This is a genomic window from Lacticaseibacillus yichunensis (assembly GCF_003946405.1).
GTDB classification, from domain to species: domain Bacteria; phylum Bacillota; class Bacilli; order Lactobacillales; family Lactobacillaceae; genus Lacticaseibacillus; species Lacticaseibacillus yichunensis.
On record NZ_RHOG01000016.1, the window covers coordinates 1 to 16,440 of the forward strand.

Annotated in this window: 13 protein-coding genes; 1 reads left to right on the forward strand and 12 read right to left on the reverse strand. The window is 56.4% G+C overall.

The genetic code is table 11. The features are described 5' to 3' along the window. A partial coding sequence (locus EKM95_RS11805) for a WavE lipopolysaccharide synthesis family protein (protein ID WP_225423200.1) occupies window positions 1-323 on the forward strand: 323 nt, incomplete at its 5' end. A 306-nt stretch (window positions 324-629) separates the two neighbouring features. Here EKM95_RS11805 and EKM95_RS06185 read toward each other — a convergent pair. From EKM95_RS06185 to EKM95_RS06240, 12 genes are all read right to left on the reverse strand, one after another. After that, window positions 630-2,612, reverse strand: coding sequence for a KUP/HAK/KT family potassium transporter (locus EKM95_RS06185; RefSeq protein WP_125697014.1), 1,983 nt, complete (start codon window positions 2,610-2,612; stop codon window positions 630-632). Window positions 2,613-2,752: 140 nt separating this feature from the next. Then, window positions 2,753-3,841, reverse strand: a complete 1,089-nt coding sequence (locus tag EKM95_RS06190) for a glycosyltransferase family 4 protein (RefSeq protein WP_308440115.1) — start codon at window positions 3,839-3,841, stop codon at window positions 2,753-2,755. A 139-nt stretch (window positions 3,842-3,980) separates the two neighbouring features. Further along, complete coding sequence (rny, locus tag EKM95_RS06195; RefSeq protein WP_125696980.1) at window positions 3,981-5,552, reverse strand: ribonuclease Y; 1,572 nt, start codon at window positions 5,550-5,552, stop codon at window positions 3,981-3,983. 375 nt (window positions 5,553-5,927) lie between these two features. Next, entirely contained in the window at window positions 5,928-7,013 is a 1,086-nt protein-coding gene (recA, locus tag EKM95_RS06200) for a recombinase RecA (protein ID WP_125696981.1), read from the reverse strand. 96 nt (window positions 7,014-7,109) lie between these two features. After that, entirely contained in the window at window positions 7,110-8,354 is a 1,245-nt protein-coding gene (locus EKM95_RS06205) for a competence/damage-inducible protein A (RefSeq protein WP_125696982.1), read from the reverse strand. Window positions 8,355-8,447: 93 nt separating this feature from the next. Further along, a complete protein-coding gene (pgsA, locus tag EKM95_RS06210; RefSeq protein WP_125696983.1) occupies window positions 8,448-9,029 on the reverse strand; it encodes a CDP-diacylglycerol--glycerol-3-phosphate 3-phosphatidyltransferase in 582 nt (193 codons plus the stop codon). Between the two features lie 3 nt (window positions 9,030-9,032). After that, window positions 9,033-9,953 (reverse strand): helix-turn-helix domain-containing protein, encoded by a 921-nt coding sequence (locus tag EKM95_RS06215; RefSeq protein ID WP_125696984.1) that lies wholly within the window; start codon window positions 9,951-9,953, stop codon window positions 9,033-9,035. A gap of 86 nt (window positions 9,954-10,039) precedes the next feature. After that, the gene (gene ymfI / locus EKM95_RS06220; RefSeq protein ID WP_125696985.1) at window positions 10,040-10,768 is read right to left on the reverse strand and encodes an elongation factor P 5-aminopentanone reductase; all 729 of its coding nucleotides are present in this window, start codon (window positions 10,766-10,768) and stop codon (window positions 10,040-10,042) included. Beyond that, complete coding sequence (gene yfmH, locus EKM95_RS06225; protein ID WP_164510110.1) at window positions 10,765-12,063, reverse strand: EF-P 5-aminopentanol modification-associated protein YfmH; 1,299 nt, start codon at window positions 12,061-12,063, stop codon at window positions 10,765-10,767. Before yfmH ends, ymfI begins: the two co-directional genes overlap by 4 nt. After that, a complete protein-coding gene (yfmF, locus tag EKM95_RS06230) occupies window positions 12,060-13,322 on the reverse strand; it encodes an EF-P 5-aminopentanol modification-associated protein YfmF (protein WP_225423202.1) in 1,263 nt (420 codons plus the stop codon). Before yfmF ends, yfmH begins: the two co-directional genes overlap by 4 nt. Window positions 13,323-13,334: 12 nt before the next feature. Beyond that, complete coding sequence (locus EKM95_RS06235; RefSeq protein ID WP_125696986.1) at window positions 13,335-15,707, reverse strand: DNA translocase FtsK; 2,373 nt, start codon at window positions 15,705-15,707, stop codon at window positions 13,335-13,337. A gap of 121 nt (window positions 15,708-15,828) precedes the next feature. Then, window positions 15,829-16,338 carry a tRNA (cytidine(34)-2'-O)-methyltransferase gene (locus tag EKM95_RS06240; RefSeq protein ID WP_125696987.1) on the reverse strand — a complete coding sequence of 170 codons (510 nt, stop codon included), beginning with the start codon at window positions 16,336-16,338 and terminating at the stop codon, window positions 15,829-15,831. Between the last annotated feature and the right edge of the window lie 102 nt (window positions 16,339-16,440).

Sequence of the window (16,440 nt, forward strand, 5' to 3'; positions counted from 1 at the left end):
TTGGGTGTCGTTCTCAAGATGGGCCGCATTCAGCTCCTGCAAACGAAGGTGGGCTGCACGACATTGCGATGAAAGACTGGGTGGTACTTTGGGGCACCGGTGCCCGTAAAACATGTGCTGAACGCCTGCTAGCTAGACAAGCTTTCTGTTGGTGTGTTGTTTCCCCCGACCGCCCATGGAGTCGAATGAATATGCATGCGACAGTCTCCACTTGGGGCATGCTCATCCGGGAGTCGGTAAGAGCCCACCTTCCTGACCCTTACATAATATTAAGCGAGTGGGAGCCGGAAAATGTGATCGGAAATTTTGAAACGTTGATGTAATGCGGGTTCCAGCAATCGCTGAAAAACCGCGACTAGTTCATGCCTTACACTGAAATTAGTGGTCATGGACGCACACAAGATAGAATAAACAATGTAATTTTAACCGCTCTAAACTCCAAGGCAATCTCGAGTACTACGCCAGTATTTCATCTCTGAAGATCGCACGCCCCAGCCGGCCGGGCAAAAACTTTTTTGATGGCGTCACACCCCGCGCTTACAGCATTTTGCGGGCGTGCGGTGCGGCGGTCTACAAAAAAAGACATCACGCCGAAAATTCGAAGCGTGATGTCGCAGCTGAAGCAGAATCTATTTTTTCACATGCCAGATCTCATGAGTCTGAAATTGCGGGCGGTGCGTGGTGTCGATGAAAAGCGGCACCGTTTCCTGAACGACATTGCTGAACTCAAGGCCATACCAGTTGGCAGGACTGGTCGTGAAGTTCTGCAGCAACAGCCGGCCACCGATCAACCGTTTTTGCCAAGCCGGGATGTTCTCTGCGGCTTGCAGGCCCATCGATTTTTCCATAATGATGACGAACTTGAAATCGCCGGCGCGGCGCCCCTGTATCGTGGTGTACTCCGGTGTTTGCACGTCGATCGCCCCAGCGTCCATCAGATCATTGATGATACGCCGAATATATAGATTGACGTGCTGCGAGCAGCGGAACCCGAGGTAGAGTTGGACAGACACGACATTGCGCGTGTGCATCATGTCGACGGTGTAGCGCATTTCATACGGGGAGCTCGTTTCGTTGACGGTGACGAACCAGTAGACCTTGGCGCGCTTGGGCTGCTTGTCCAAGATCGAATACAGCGCCGTGCGCTTGAGCCGGTAGTCGTCCTTGACCTTGGTCATGTAGACGAGATTGGTGGCAAAAAGCGGCTCACTTTGATCGGCACTGAGCGCGGTCAGCTGGTCAAGATAATCGGTGAGCTTGACCGTTTCACTTTCATCTTGGTATTTTTCACGCATCTTGTTGCCGAAATACCACACGACCATCAAGGCGAGGATGAGCAGCATGATCACCAAGGTAATGTAGCCGCCGTGCAGGAATTTGACCAAGCTGGCGAGCAGGAAAATACTTTCGGTGACGCCGAAGAAGCCGGCGATCAACGCCGCCTCCAGCCGCGAGCGATGCAGGCTGATGAATTCAAACAGCAACAGCGTCGTCATCAGCATCGTCACGGTGATTGCAAGCCCGTATGCCGCCTCCATCGCCTTTGACGTGCGGAAATACCAGACCACGCTGAGGGTGACAACACACAGGAACCAATTGACCAGCGGAATATAGATCTGGCGCTGATGCAAATTGGGATGCTTGATGTTCATCCGCGGCAGGAACTTCAGCGAGATCGCCTCGTGGACCAGCGTGTACGACCCGGTGATCAGCGCCTGTGACGCGATGATCGCAGCAATCGTGGCCAGCGCGATCGCAAACGGCCGAATGCCATTGCCCATCATTTCATAAAATGGATTGAAATTGGTCAAATTGCGGTACGCGGCATCTTGATAATGCGAGATCAACCAGGCGCCTTGGCCAAAATAATTCAGCATCAGCATCGCATAGACAAATGGCCAGGTGGCGTAAATATTATGTTTGCCGACATGCCCCATGTCCGAGTACAAAGCTTCAGCCCCGGTCGTCGCAAGGAAAATACTTCCCAGCAGGAAAATGCCGACCTTGTTATCCGGACTGACCAACACCTTGATCGCATAAACAGGCGATAGAGCCTTGAGAATCTCCAAATGCCCGCCGAGTCGGGTGAGTCCCAGAATGCCGATAAACGCGAACCACAGCAGCATCAGGGGGCCAAATGCCTTGCCGATCAAAGAAGTCCCGTAGCGCTGAATCAAAAACAGTGCCACCAGCACAACGGTGGTGATACCCAAGATCACAAGCTGGGAGTTGCTGAAGACAAACCGGCCAAACGTCTGGCCCTTCAGCCCTTCGACGGCCGAGGTCACCGTGACCGCCGGCGTCAACGTCCCGTCAGCAAGCAGTGCGGCGCCGCCCAGCAAAGCCGGTACGGCCAGCCAAGCGCCGCGATGCCGCACCAAGGCGTACAGCGCAAAGATGCCGCCTTCCCCTTTGTTATCGGCGCGCATTGCCAAGATCACATATTTGATCGTCGTTAAAAGCATCAGCGTCCAGAAGATCAGCGAAACGGAGCCGATAATATAATCCGGCGTTAAGTTGCCTACTTTGCCGGCATCTGCCACGATCGCGTTCATGACATAAAGCGGTGAGGTCCCGATGTCGCCGTACACAATGCCCAGCGTGATCAGCATCCCCGCGATCGTCACCCGTTTTTTATTTTTAGTCAAAATAGCCTCCTGCGTGCCTGCTGGAAAATGCAAAACCGAGGTCGCGCAATGCGCTTCCTCGGTCTGACTAGCAGATGCTCAGTATTGTAACACCTTGGACCCGGTCATTCTACCCGGTCGCGGGCCACTTTTTTCACAATGCGGCGAATCAGCTTGAGCAGTGGCGTTCGGTTCTGGCCGAGCAAGCCAATCGACTCGACGAACAGCTCCAGCCCAATCACCACAAACACCGTCAGCATCACGGTTCCCCAGAACGTGCTCAGCGGATAAAGCAGCGAGATCAAGGAGAAGATCAGCGCGATGCCGTAGATCACCAGCACGGTCTGGCGGTGCGTCAGGCCCATTTGCATCAGGCGGTGATGCAAGTGGTGCTTGTCCGCCTGTGAGATCGGCACGTTATTGAGCCGCCGCCGGATCATCGCGTACACGGTGTCGGTGATCGGCACGCCTAAGATCACGACCGGAATGATCAGGGTGATGAACGTCACATTTTTCAAGCCTTGCAGCGACAGGACGCTGAGCATAAAGCCGATGTACAGCGCCCCGGTGTCGCCGAGGAAGATCTTCGCCGGGTGAAAATTATAAGGTAAAAAGCCAACCAGCGCCGCGCCCAATGTGAAGATCATGATCGGCGTCCCAACTTCGGCCACCGACAGGAAGAAAAAGCCGATGATGCCCATCGTGAACAGCGCAATGATCGAGACGCCGGTGGCCAGCCCATCCAACCCGTCGATCAGATTGACGGCATTGGTGATGGCAAGAATCCACAGCAGGGTCACAGGCAGGCTGAGCCAGCCAAGATTCCACGTCCAGCCGAGTACGTGCACATCGGTCATCCGCGCGCCAACGAGAAAATACGCGATCAGCGCGGCCAGCGTTTGGCCAAATAATTTTTGCCGTGGCGTCAGCTCCTTCACATCATCGATCATGCCGGTGATGATGATGACCGCCTGAGCCAAAAATAGCGAGAAGAGAAAATGGGTGTCGAATTGCGGCCGCAGCAGGACAAACGTCGCAAAGTTGAAGGCCAAAAAAATCGCCAGGCCCCCCATTGTCGGCATTGGCGTCTTATTGACGCGGCGCGCATTCGGCTTGTCGATCGCCCCGACGATAAAGGCCAGCCCGCGCACGAATGGCGTGATCAATGCTGTGATCAGCATCGTCGCAAAAAAACTGACTATGATGCGAAACAAGTGGCCGTCCCTCCCCATTTCATAATTGAATTCATTATACTACGCCACGTCGCGCGTGTGGACGGCGGCTGGTGATTGAAAGGTAATTGAAAGATATCGCACAAGAAAAGGCGACCACTGCTGGCCGCCCTTTCGAACTTTACTTGGCGTATTCCACCGTGCGGGTCTCGCGAATGACCGTGACCTTGATGTGGCCGGGATACTCCAATTCTTTTTCGATCTGATTGCGAATGTCGCGCGCAAGCACCACGCTTTGTTCGTCGGAAAGCTGCTCCGGCTTGACGATGACTCGCACCTCACGACCCGCTTGAATCGCGAAGCTGTGATCGACGCCGGCAAAGCCATTGGCGATCGACTCGAGTTTTTCCAGTCGGTGCAGATAATTTTCAAGCGACTCGGACCGCGCACCGGGGCGCGCAGCTGAGATCGCATCGGCGGCGGCGACCAAGACCGCGATAACGCTGGTCGCCGGCGTGTCGCCGTGATGCGAGGCAATCGTGTTGATCACCACTTGTGGTTCTTTGTACTTTGTTGCCAGCTCGACCCCGATCTCGACGTGGGAGCCGTCGACCTCGTGATCGAGTGCTTTGCCGATATCATGCAATAACCCTGCACGTTTTGCCATTGTCACATCTTCGCCGAGCTCTGCCGCCATCACACCAGCTAATTTGGCGACCTGAATCGAGTGATCCAGGACATTTTGCCCATAACTAGTGCGGAAATGCAGGCGGCCCAGAATCTTGATCAAGTCGGGATGCATGTTATGAATCCCGATGTCAAAAATCGCCTGTTCGCCGATCTCACGGATGCGGTCATCCATTTCCTTGCGCGCCTTATCGACCATTTCTTCGATGCGTGCCGGGTGGATGCGACCGTCCTGTATCAATTTTTCAAGTGCCATGCGCGCGATTTCACGCCTGATCGGGTCAAAGCCCGAAAGCACGACCGCCTCTGGGGTATCGTCGATGATCAGATCGATGCCCGTCAGCGTCTCTAAAGTACGAATATTGCGGCCCTCACGCCCGATGATACGGCCTTTCATATCATCGCTTGGCAAATTGACCACCGTCACGGTCGTTTCCGCAACAATGTCCGATGCACTGCGCTGAATCGCATCTGCGATCAGCGTTTTGGCTTGGCGGTCCGCTGTCTCCTTAGCTTCTTCTTCACTCTCTTTGATCAGCATTGCCCGCTCATGCGCAAGCTCCGCCTTCGTGTCCGTTAAGATCTGGTCTCGTGCCTGGTCTTTAGTCAGGCTAGCAATTTTTTCAAGAGTCTCTTTTTGCTGGGCGACCACAGTTGAGATGCTTTGCTCCCGCTCATCCAACTGCTGCTGCCGCTGATTCAAGGTCGTTTCGCGATCCGACAAACTCTGCTCTTTACGATCAAGCGTGTCGTCGCGCCGATCCAAGGTCTCTTCCCGCTGCAACTGCCGGTGCTCACTTTGCTGCACCTCACTGCGGCGACCCTTCAATTCATCTTCAACTTGGCTCCGGTAGCGATGGGCTTCGTCCTTCGCTTCGACCAGCGTCTCTTTTTTAAGGGAAGCAGCCTTATCCTTTGCCGCCTCAATGATCCCTGCCGCCGATTCGGTGGCCTGGTTCAAATTGTTTTTGTGGACCCGCTTTTGATACGCGATGCCGACCAATAATCCGACCGCTACTGCGATGACTGCAACGAGGATCATTGAGACCAGTGTGCCTGAACTCATCTTTTCACCTCCGCATCATCTAAGCGATTCGATCAAAATGATCAAAGCATTCAGAAATGCTGTATTCTTAAATTATCATACCAATCGATTGTAACGGTTCACTGAACAAGTGTCAACCAACGCCGGCGTAGCGGCATCTTCGCCAGCCCGCCACGTGAAAAGACGGCATGCTGGGCGCGCGGGACGGCGCCGAGACGGGATGAGCCTGCGACTGGGCAGCGGACTCGCCGTTTTGACGAGGCAGAGACACTCACCGTTGAGTCGTGTGCAGCGAGCCCCGCGTTTCTGGCAACTGAAGCAAAAAAAGAGACAGGAAGCAGACTGCAATGTCTGTTCCCTGCCTCTTTGACTCCGCGCGAAAATCGGGAGCCAGCGTTATTTTTTCGCCTTATCGTCTGGTAAAATATCGATCTCTTCGCTCTTTTTGGCCTTTTCCTCCGGGGTGCCTTCTTCAGCTTCCTCGTTGGTCTCATCCATGTTGTAAGCCGCGCGCACCTTTTCACGCAACTCGGCCTTCATCTCTGGATGATCATCCATGTATTTCTTGGCATTCTCACGGCCTTGGCCGATGCGCTCGCCGCTGTAGGAATACCAGGAGCCAGCCTTTTCGACCAGGTCCTTCTCGGCGGCCATGTCGATCAACTCGCCGGTCTGTGAGATTCCCTTGCCGTACATGATATCGACTTCAGCGACCTTGAATGGCGGGGCGACCTTGTTCTTGACCACCTTGATCTTGGTCCGGTTCCCGATCACATTGGTGCCATCCTTGATCTGCTCGGCGCGCCGCACTTCCAGGCGAATCGTGGCGTAAAACTTCAGCGCCCGGCCGCCAGGGGTCGTTTCCGGATTACCGAACATGATGCCGACTTTTTCACGAATCTGGTTGATGAAGATCGCGATGGTCTTCGTCTTGTTGATCGAGCCAGACAGTTTCCGGAGCGCTTGAGACATCAGGCGCGCTTGCAGGCCGACATGGGCATCCCCCATTTCGCCTTCAATTTCCGCCCGCGGCACTAGCGCCGCCACGGAATCGACAACAACGATGTCCACGGCGCCTGAAGAAACCAGCGCATCCGCGATCTCAAGCCCTTGTTCACCGGTATCCGGCTGCGACAACAGCAGTTCATCGATGTTGACGCCAAGGGAAACCGCGTACTTGGGATCCATCGCGTTTTCCGCGTCGATATATGCAGCGGTGCCGCCCTCTTTTTGGACCTCTGCCACCGCGTGCAGCGCGATGGTGGTCTTGCCTGAACTTTCCGGGCCGTAGACTTCAATGATGCGGCCGCGCGGATACCCGCCGACCCCAAGCGCCTCATCCAACGCCAACGAACCGCTGGAAATGGTCGAGATCCGGGTATCGATCTTGTCGCCCATGCGCATGATGGAACCTTTGCCAAAATTCTTTTCGATCTTCTTTAATGCAGCGTCGAGCGCCGCTTTGCGTTCATCTTGAGCCACGAGTCGTCCTCCTTTGCGCGATCGCGCAAAACCTTTACTTCCATGATACAAGTCAGCCGCTGGGAAGGCAAGAAAAACCGAACAGGCGTTCTATATTTATTGTGGTTGAATGGCGCGCAAGGCTGCAAACATGGCGGCCTTGACTGCCCGGTCGCGGACGTCATTGCGGGCGCCTGGGAAATGATACAGCGTCGCCTGCGACTTTTCCCCGCGCTTGGCCAGCCCGATCCACACCGTGCCAGCATCCACGCCATCGTCTGGGCCGGGCCCTGCAACGCCGGTCATGCTGACGGCAAGATCCGCGTCCACTTTTTCCCGGGCGGCTTCAGCCATTGCCAATGCCGTCGCTTCACTCACAGCGCCGTCGCGGTCGATCGTCGCCTCATCCAGGCCCAGCAACGTGGCCTTCGTGTGGTTGGAGTAGGTGACAAAGCCGCCCTTGAACCAGGTGGAAATGCCGGGAATGTCTGCCAGCGCGGCCTGAAACGCACCTGCAGTCAAACTTTCTGCAGCCGTGATGGTCAAGTGCGCGTTGGCCAGCGCATTGGCCAATTCCTGCGCCAAGCTGTTGTCGTCGCCATAGCCATAGAAATACTGACCTTCCCGGGCCAAGATCTCCTGTTCGATTGGGGCGATCAGTGCCTCTGCCGCCGCGTCATCCGCCGCCTTGGCCGTCAGCCGCAATGTCACTTCATGTTCCTTGATATAGCTGGCGATCGTGGGTTCGCTTTGCGCGTCGATCAGATCCGCCAAGTCAGTGGTCAAAAGTGATTCGCCGATGCCGTAAAAACGCAGGACCTTGCTTTTCAGCACCTGCTGCTCGCCGCGATGGGTCAACAGATACGGCGTGAGCTGCTCTTCGACCATCACCGTGAATTCACGCGGCGGGCCAGGCAACAGAACATAGGTCGCCTTGGGGGTCTCGCTGATCGCACCCACCGCCAACCCGACACGATTGGCCAGTGGCTGGGCGTCAAACGGCAAGGCTGCCTGGACGCGGTCGTTGGCCGTGAGTGGGGTCTGCCGCTGCTGGGCAAACGCGAGCAATTTTTCGATCGCCTGGAAGTTTGTGACCAGCGGCTTGCCGATATGCTGGGCCAGCACCTGCTTCGTGATATCGTCGGCAGTCGGGCCGAGGCCACCAATCAAGATCACGAGGTCCGCGCGCCCTTCTGCCAGCGTCAGCGCCGCATCCAGTCGCTCGCCATTGTCTCCGACCACTTGCTGCTGCTCTGCGTCAATGCCAAGCAGGGCAAGCTGCCGGGCCAAGAAGGACGCATTGGTGTTGACGATCTGACCGAGCAGGATCTCGGTGCCGACCGCAATGATTTCTGCTTTCATCTTGCCACCCCATCTTATAGATTCGCAATTCCGCTTCAGTTTACCACTCGAATCAAAAACGCGCCTGCTAAGAGACGCGTTTGACGGATAGGCTCAATTGAATGAATCGCTGAAGACCCCGCGATTTTTGTAAAAATAATCCACGCCAGAATAAATTGTGAAGATTACCGCCAGATAGAAGAGCACCTGGCCGATCGGAAACCCGATGGCCCCAAAGCCGATATTGTTCAGCATCAAGAAGATGATCGAAAAATCCTGCGTGGCCGTTTTGATCTTGCCTGGCCAAGCCGCGGCCAACACTTCGCCTTCATTTGAAAGCAACAGCCGCAAGCCAGTCACGGCCAGCTCCCGCCACAAAATGATGGCCGTCGCCCAAGCCGGAATGACGCCACTGGCTGTCAAAAAGATAAACGCAGTCATCACCAACAGCTTGTCCGCCAAGGGATCGGCAAACTTGCCAAAATTCGTGACGAGATGCTGGCTACGGGCGATCTTGCCATCCGCAAAATCCGTCAGCGACGCGCAAATGAAGATGATCGTCGCCACGAGCCAGGCGATGCCGATCTTCGTGCCGAGAATCGTGACACTCCCCGCCGGCCAGCCAAGGGCCAAGAGAATTGTGAAAACGGGAATCAGAATGATGCGCAACATGGTCAATTTATTTGGCAGATTCATCGCTTAGTCACCTGTGCTTTCTGAGGCGTCAGAAGAGGAACTGCTACTAGAAGCCGTCGAGTCAGCGGTGAAGGTGATCGTCCGCACGACACTGGTGCCGCTTGAGATATCGACTGTCTTCCCATTTAATTCAAGTTGCGTGCCGAGTGCATTCCCGGAGCGGACATCAAAGGTCGTCGTATTGTCTGGAATATCGACTTCCTGGCTTTCCCCGGCGGCCAAGGTCGCCTGCCAAGTCGTCGCGCCGTTGACCATCACCGCGACCCAGGCGGCACCCGTTGCAGAGACTTTCAATTTGTTGCCGGTGGCGGGCATGTTTTTGACCGTGACGGCCTGGGTGCTGCCGCTTGCCTGTGCGACGCTGATCGTCAGCTCGTCATCTTTTTTGCTGGAGCTGCTGCTTTCTTCCTTCTTGCTGCTTTCGGAAGAGGACTTACTGGATGAACTGCTCTTGCTCTCTTTTTTGCTGGAGACCGAGACCGCCGAAGACTGCACCGGAATCGCGCGCTTCTCGCCGGCGGATTGCTGAATGATCGCCCAGTAGATCGCCCCGAAGATCACAAGGACCAACAGCACGATGATCACCTGAGGCAAATAGCGCCGCAGCTTGATCCCCGGATTGTTCTCGATGGCGCGGGTCGCCCGCGTCTTGTTTTCAACGGATTGGTCCACATACTCTTGCGGCTGAGTATCGGGTATGTCTTGCTGAAATTGAGTCAACAGAGCGTCGCTATCAAGGCCGACCGTATCGGCGTATTGCTTGATGAAGGCGCGCACGTAAAAATCGCCCGGCAGCGCGCCGAAGTTGCCCTCCTCGATCGCGATCAGGTAACGCTTTTGAATTTTGGTGATCTGTTGAAGATCGTCAAGGGTGTAGCCCTTTTCGATCCGGGCTGCCCGCAATTTTTGCCCAATTTCATCCATTTGTATCTTCACCCGCTCGATTTTTTATGTTCATTTTCAGTATAGCATGATTTCGAATGTTCATGAATTAAGAAATTGTTGAGAAGTCACGCGAGCCAGCCGCCGGAAACATACAGCGTCTGGCCAGTGAGATAGGCGGCCTCTTTCTGTAACAACATCGCGACATAATAACTGACATCCGGCGGGGTCGCCAGCCGTGCAGCCGGAATCGCGTCCTGCACAGCTGCCAGCGCAATGGCATCAAACATCTGATTCATTTTCGTGTCAACGGCGCCAGGCGCCACCACATTGACGGTGATGCCCAGGCTCGCGACCTCTTTGGCATAGGCGCGCACAAACGCTGACTGGGCACCTTTGACCGTTGAGTAGGCGACCTCCATTGCCGACCCGCTCCCGCCGTACACGGAGCCGATGAACACGATGCGGCCAACCCCGCTGCGAGCCAATTTTTCCTGCAAATGGGTCAACAGTAACATCGGCGTGACCAGATGCACGCGCATCAGGGCCGTTAATTCCGGTTCCGTCGTCGCGGTGAACAAATGATAATACGTCATCCCCGCCGCAAACACCACGGCGTCCACGCTGAACAGCTGCCCCGCAAGCGCCGTCACATGCGCTGAATCAGTGAGATCATACGCCAGCGGAATGAAATCCTGGCGCGGGTAAGCCGCGGCCAGCTCCGCCACCAGCGCAGTCACTGGGGCTTCGTGATGGTTGTAGTGCAGGTACAGGGACCAGCCTGCCTTGGCAAGGCGCCGTGCGATCGCCCCGCCGATGTCACCTGATGCGCCGATGATCAAGGCTGCTTGGGTCATGCGTCCACCTCCGGCAAAATATGGAACACCGACACCGCATCTAACCGGAAAAATTGACTGGCGGCGGCCTGCAGATCCGCCAGCGTGATGGCCTGCATCACGTCGGCCAGATCAAACAATCCGATTGGCCCAAAGCTCTGGTCACTGACCTGATTGGCGACCTGTTCCAGCGAATTCAGCGATTGATAATATTTGCCCAGTGCCGCGTGCTTGATGCGGGCAAAACGCGCCTCTTCAAGCAGCGGCTGATCCGCCCCTTTGGCAATGACGGCGGTCAGGGCTTCCGACAGCGCAGACGCGTCGGTGGCATCCCCGCCCAAGGTCGCATAGTTATACGTGCGCTGCGCGGTGAAATCAAAGTCAAACGAATCATCGACGATGCCGGCATCATACCAGCTCTGATAAAGCGGCGAGGAATCGCCAAACAACATCTCGAGCAGTAGACGGACCGTGATCGCATACTTGGTCCCCACCAGGTCATCGTCGACCGGCGTGGTGCCCTTGATACCCACGATGCTCTTCGGCCGCACTAAGGGCAACGTCGCCGCCCGATACGGCAAGATCGCAGCCAGATCCCCGTCAAACGACACGGGCCGAATCGGCGCTTGATACGGTGCGATGGTGCGGGCCGCCTGGTCAGCCTCGGCCAGCTCGATCACATGTTGCGGATCGACATTGCCTACCACCGTCAGGGTCATGTTGCCGGGCTGATAAAACGTCCGGTACGCACGATACAACAAGTCCGGCGTGATCGCCGCAATCGACTCGACCGAGCCGGTCACGTCATTGCGCACAGGATGCGTGGGATAAAGATTGCCCAGAATGCCAAAGTACAGGCGCCAGCCGGGATCATCTTGATACATCATGATCTCCTGGCCGATGATGCCCTTTTCCTTATTGACCGTCGCTTCGGAAAAATACGGATCCTGGACAAAATCGAGCAGCGTCTTTAGATTTTCATCGATCTGGTCCGTAGCGGAAAACAGAAACGAGGTCCGCGTTGCGCCGGTGAAGGCATTCGCCGAAGCGCCGGTCGCTCCAAATAAGTCGAAGGCATCGTGATCCGCTTTTTCAAACAGCTTGTGCTCCAAAAAATGGGCAATGCCTTCCGGATCCTGCACCTTCTCACTTGCGCCCAGTGGCACATACGTCGTGTCGATGCTGCCGTAATCCACGGACAACATGGCATACGTCTCGTGGTACGTGGGCCGTGGCACGATCACGACACGCAGGCCGCTTGCAAGTTGGGTTGTCACCTGTCGTTCGGCGACGGCTGTATAGAAACGTTCTTTCAAGAGAGCTCCTCTCCGCCCATAAAATAGCGGCTCTGCAACGTCATCCCGGCAGCGGCTTCTTGGACCTGCGCGCGATCGACAGCGGCGATGCCAGCTTTGAATGCGGCAAAATCACTGTGATGGCCGCTCGCCAGCCGGTCGAGTAGCGCCTGCCTGGCCAAAAAACGTGGGGTGTCATAGGCCGCCAGTCGCGCTGACAGCAACCCCGCTTTGATGTTTGCCAACAGATCATCTGAAAAATCGCCGCGTTGAACCGCGGTCAGCTGGGTGTCGATCAACGCCTCGACGCGGTCGCGGTCTGCGGTATCGATGCCTGTTTGGACCATCATGAAATGGCGGTATGGATCCAGGCTCGAACTGGCGTAATACGCCAAGCTGGCTTTTTCCCGGACATTCGTGAACAAAAACGAGAGCGGCGAGCCGCCAAATAGCTCTTCGGCCACCATTGCGGCATAAAACGCCGGGCCACTTGTCGGGGCGGCCACATGATAGGCCAAATTGAGCTTAGCCTGATTGACTGGGGCTTCCTCGGTCTGGGCCTGCACCGTCTCACGCAGCGGGGTGTCCACCACAAACGGCACGCTCAGCTCCGGCCGCGGGGCAAACGCCAAGGTCGAAGCCAGTGCCTCGACTTGGGCTTGGTCCACATCCCCCAACACGACCAACTCGATCTGATCGCGGGTGAGAAGCTGCTGATAAGCCGACAGCAGCGCCGCATTGTCCACCGCCCGAGCGCCTTCCGGGGTGCCGAAACTCGGCACACCCTGACCCGACTCACCGCCAAAATACAACGCCTGCGTGGCCAGACTCGCCTGTAGCTGGCGATCCTCCGCCATGCTTTCAAGATACAGCGCCAAATTTTCGCGTTCACGCGCAAGCACACCCTGATCAAATTGACCGGCTGTGATGAGCGGGTGGTTGAGCACCTCATTGAGTAGGGCAAACCCGGCGGCCAGCGTCCCTTCGCCGGAAAATTGATCATTGACCAAGGTCAGCGTCGCCGTGACACGATGCCACTGGCCTTCCTTGGCCACGCCGATGCCAAAGCTCGCACCAAACAGCCGCTCCAGCTCCGCCGACAATGCGATCTGAGTCGGATACGCCGCGGTGCTCGTCTCCAGCATCGAGGTCAAAAGGGTCCGTGCGCTGAAGGTCGACACATCAAGCGGCGCCAAAAAATGAAGCTCGATGCGCACCGTTTTAAATTGGGTGGTGGGCAGGACGCTCAAATGAACCCCTGAAGCTAATGCAATTGACAAAAGACCACTCCTCTAATTTTGCCCGCCTGCATCCACAGGTCCTTGCCCGTAGACTTTCCGCGGCTTGCTTCCTTCACTGGGGCCGACCACCCCATTTTTTTCCAAGTCATCGATGAGCCTGGCCGCGCGGTTGTAGCCGATGCGGAAATTGCGTTGCAACATCGAAGTTGAGGCGCCTTGCTGCTGAATCACAAAGGCCTTGGCGTCTTCGTAGAGCTCATCTTCGGACTCGCCGTTCGCCGCGCCGCCTTCTTCGACGTCGGCTGGGGCCATTTTATCATCATAGGCCGGTGCGACTTGGTTCGTGATCGCCTCGACCACCGCTTCAACATCCTCAGACGGAATAAACGCGCCTTGGATGCGCATCGGCTTGCTGGCATCCATCGGGGCAAACAGCATGTCGCCACGCCCCAGCAGTTTTTCGGCCCCATTGGCATCCAAAATGGTGCGCGAATCCACGCCACTAGAAACAGCAAACGCGATGCGCGACGGGAAGTTGGCCTTGATCAGCCCAGTGATGACATCCACGGAAGGCCGCTGGGTCGCGATGATCACGTGAATGCCGGCCGCCCGCGCCATTTGACCGAGCCGGACCAGGGCCGTTTCGACCTCACTACCGGCGACCATCATCAAATCGGACAACTCATCGACCACGACCACGATCAGCGGCAGATGCGGCAGATTAGGATCTTGGGCCGCGGCCGCTTTCTTATTATATTCGCCGACATTACGCACGCCACCCGCTTCAAACAGTTCGTAGCGGCGCGTCATTTCATCCAGCACCTTATTGAGGGCGGATGGGGCCTTTTTTGCCTCGGTGACCACCGGCGTCAACAAATGCGGCACGCCATTATAAACAGAAAGTTCGACTTTTTTGGGGTCGATCAGCATCATGCGCACTTCCGTCGGTTTGGCGGTCATTAAAATGCTGGTGATGATCACATTGATCATGACGGATTTGCCAGAACCGGTCGCCCCTGCGATCAACAGATGCGGCATTTTTGTCAGGTCAAACGTCTTGACGTTGCCATCGACATCCCGCCCCAGTGGAATCACCAGCGGCTTGCCGGGATGCTGCGGGGTGTTGGCTAACACATCCCGATAGCCAACCGTCGCAACTTGCTGATTTGGGACCTCGATGCCGATCAACGACTTGCCGGGAATCGGGGCCTCAATGCGGATGTCTTTGGCGGCCAAGGCCAGGGCGAGGTCATCGGCCAAATTGACGATCTTGGAGACCTTCACCCCGACGGCCGGCTGGATCTCGTATTGCGTGATCGACGGGCCAAGTGTTGCGGACTTGACGGTCACATCCACCCCAAAGCTTTCAAACGTCTGCTTCAACTTGGTCCGATTGCGCTTGATCATCTGATAATCCGCCGTTTGATCCGCGGCGGCTGGCTGGGTCAACAGATCCAGTGGGGGCAAAATGTAATCATCCAGCGCGGCGTCATCCCCTGTCGCCAGCGTGACCTCATCAAGTTCAGGGGTCGGCTCAGGCTTGGCGGCAGGCTGCGGGCTTGGTTGCTTGCTCGGCTGCGGCGTCGGCTCAGTCCCAGTTGGCACCGCGCCTTTGATCGTGAAGTCATCGCTGTCGGCCAGTGGCGTCGGCAAGTCTTTATCATCGGCAAAAACAGGCTTAGGCTGCTGTGTCCCGGTGCCGTTGGTCGCACCTTTAGAAGCGGGCTTGGTCCGCGGCGTTTGGGCTTTGCGCTCAGCTTGCGCCGCAGCCGCCTTTTGCGTCAGAGCATGCGCCCCACCGGCCAGCGCCTGACCAGCCCGGCCGAGTTTTGCCCCGACCCAATGACACCCAGCGAAAAATTGATCCGCGGTCAGTCCAACCGCCAGCGCGCCGCCAATCAAGATCAGTAGCCACGCCACGATCACGGCGCCGGTCGCCGACAGAAGCGGCGCAAACAGTGAGAAGCCCGCGGCGCCCAAGAGGCCACCACCAACATCCGTGGTGGCAGACATCACGGCAAAATCCGCCTTCAGCAGACGCCACGTGGCCAGCCAGTAATGGCTGTGGACGGCCAATTTTGCCATCGCCGTTGCGGTCCATACGATCAGCGCACCCAAATAGATCAGGCCCCCGCCGATGCCTTGTTTGACCGGAATTTTGACCAGCCGCCCAGTGAATAGGAGCCACAGGCCAAATGCAGCAGTCAGCGCAGACGCAAACAGCACGGTATCGCCGATGACCAGGCGATAGCAGTTTGCCATCACGATGCCCAGCGCCCCGACCCGCGTCAGTGCCAGCAAGCCAATGATCGTCAGTGCGACGCCGACCCAGTTGAGGGTCCGGTCGACTGGCTTTTTGCGACTGGCTGGTCTTCTTTTTGTTGTGGTGTGCCCCTTGGCCGTCGTGCGCCGACGTTGCGCCATGTGTCTGCCTCCTTGACTCTTGCGACGCCCCCGCGCCGCTTTCCGAAAAACCGTTCAGCGCCTATTATACACGAGGTTTTCCAGAAAAACGAAAAGGCGGCCGCAGCGGGTCGCCTAACTGTCACTTCAATTTATCATGTGGGTAGGTATGCACGCGCTCCAGCCCAGCAAAATCTTGTTGGCGCAGCGCCTCGTAGATCACCAATGCGGCGCAGTTCGCTAAGTTCAGCGCGCGCACTTCGTCAGTCATCGGAATGCGCACCGCTTTTTCCGGATTGGCGCGCATAAATGGCTCCGGCAAGCCGGTTGTTTCTTTGCCAAACATGAACCAGTGGTCGGATGTGTTGTCGCTGTAATCAACATCCGAATAAGTCTTCTCAGCGAATTTTGAAACCAGATATAAATGGGTCGGATCCGTCACTGTTTTCAAAAAATCATCGAGCGAGTCATGATAGACCACGCGTACGCTCGCCCAATAATCCAGGCCGGCTCGCTTGAGATGCTTGTCGTCAGTCTCAAACCCAAGCGGCTTGATCAGATCCAGCACACTGTCCGTCGCCGCCGCGGTGCGGGCAATATTACCGGTATTCGATGGAATCAACGGTTCATATAATACAAGATGATTTGTCATCACGCGCCTCCAAACACTGACTAACAGTTTACCATAAAAAAAGAGGGTGCGGCGCGGGGCGTTAGGACCCTGCAGATAAGTCCAGCAGACGCTTGAGGCGCA

Excerpts from the sequence above, each read along its gene's own strand:
- pgsA (WP_125696983.1), bottom strand. The coding sequence starts at position 9,029 with ATGAATCTGCCAAATAAATTGACCATGTTGCGCATCATTCTGATTCCC.
- EKM95_RS06235 (WP_125696986.1), bottom strand. The coding sequence starts at position 15,707 with ATGGCGCAACGTCGGCGCACGACGGCCAAGGGGCACACCACAACAAAA.
- rny (WP_125696980.1), bottom strand. The coding sequence starts at position 5,552 with ATGAGTTCAGGCACACTGGTCTCAATGATCCTCGTTGCAGTCATCGCA.
- EKM95_RS06215 (WP_125696984.1), bottom strand. The coding sequence starts at position 9,953 with ATGGATGAAATTGGGCAAAAATTGCGGGCAGCCCGGATCGAAAAGGGC.
- EKM95_RS06185 (WP_125697014.1), bottom strand. The coding sequence starts at position 2,612 with ATGCTGATCACGCTGGGCATTGTGTACGGCGACATCGGGACCTCACCG.
- EKM95_RS06240 (WP_125696987.1), bottom strand. The coding sequence starts at position 16,338 with ATGACAAATCATCTTGTATTATATGAACCGTTGATTCCATCGAATACC.
- EKM95_RS06205 (WP_125696982.1), bottom strand. The coding sequence starts at position 8,354 with ATGAAAGCAGAAATCATTGCGGTCGGCACCGAGATCCTGCTCGGTCAG.
- ymfI (WP_125696985.1), bottom strand. The coding sequence starts at position 10,768 with ATGACCCAAGCAGCCTTGATCATCGGCGCATCAGGTGACATCGGCGGG.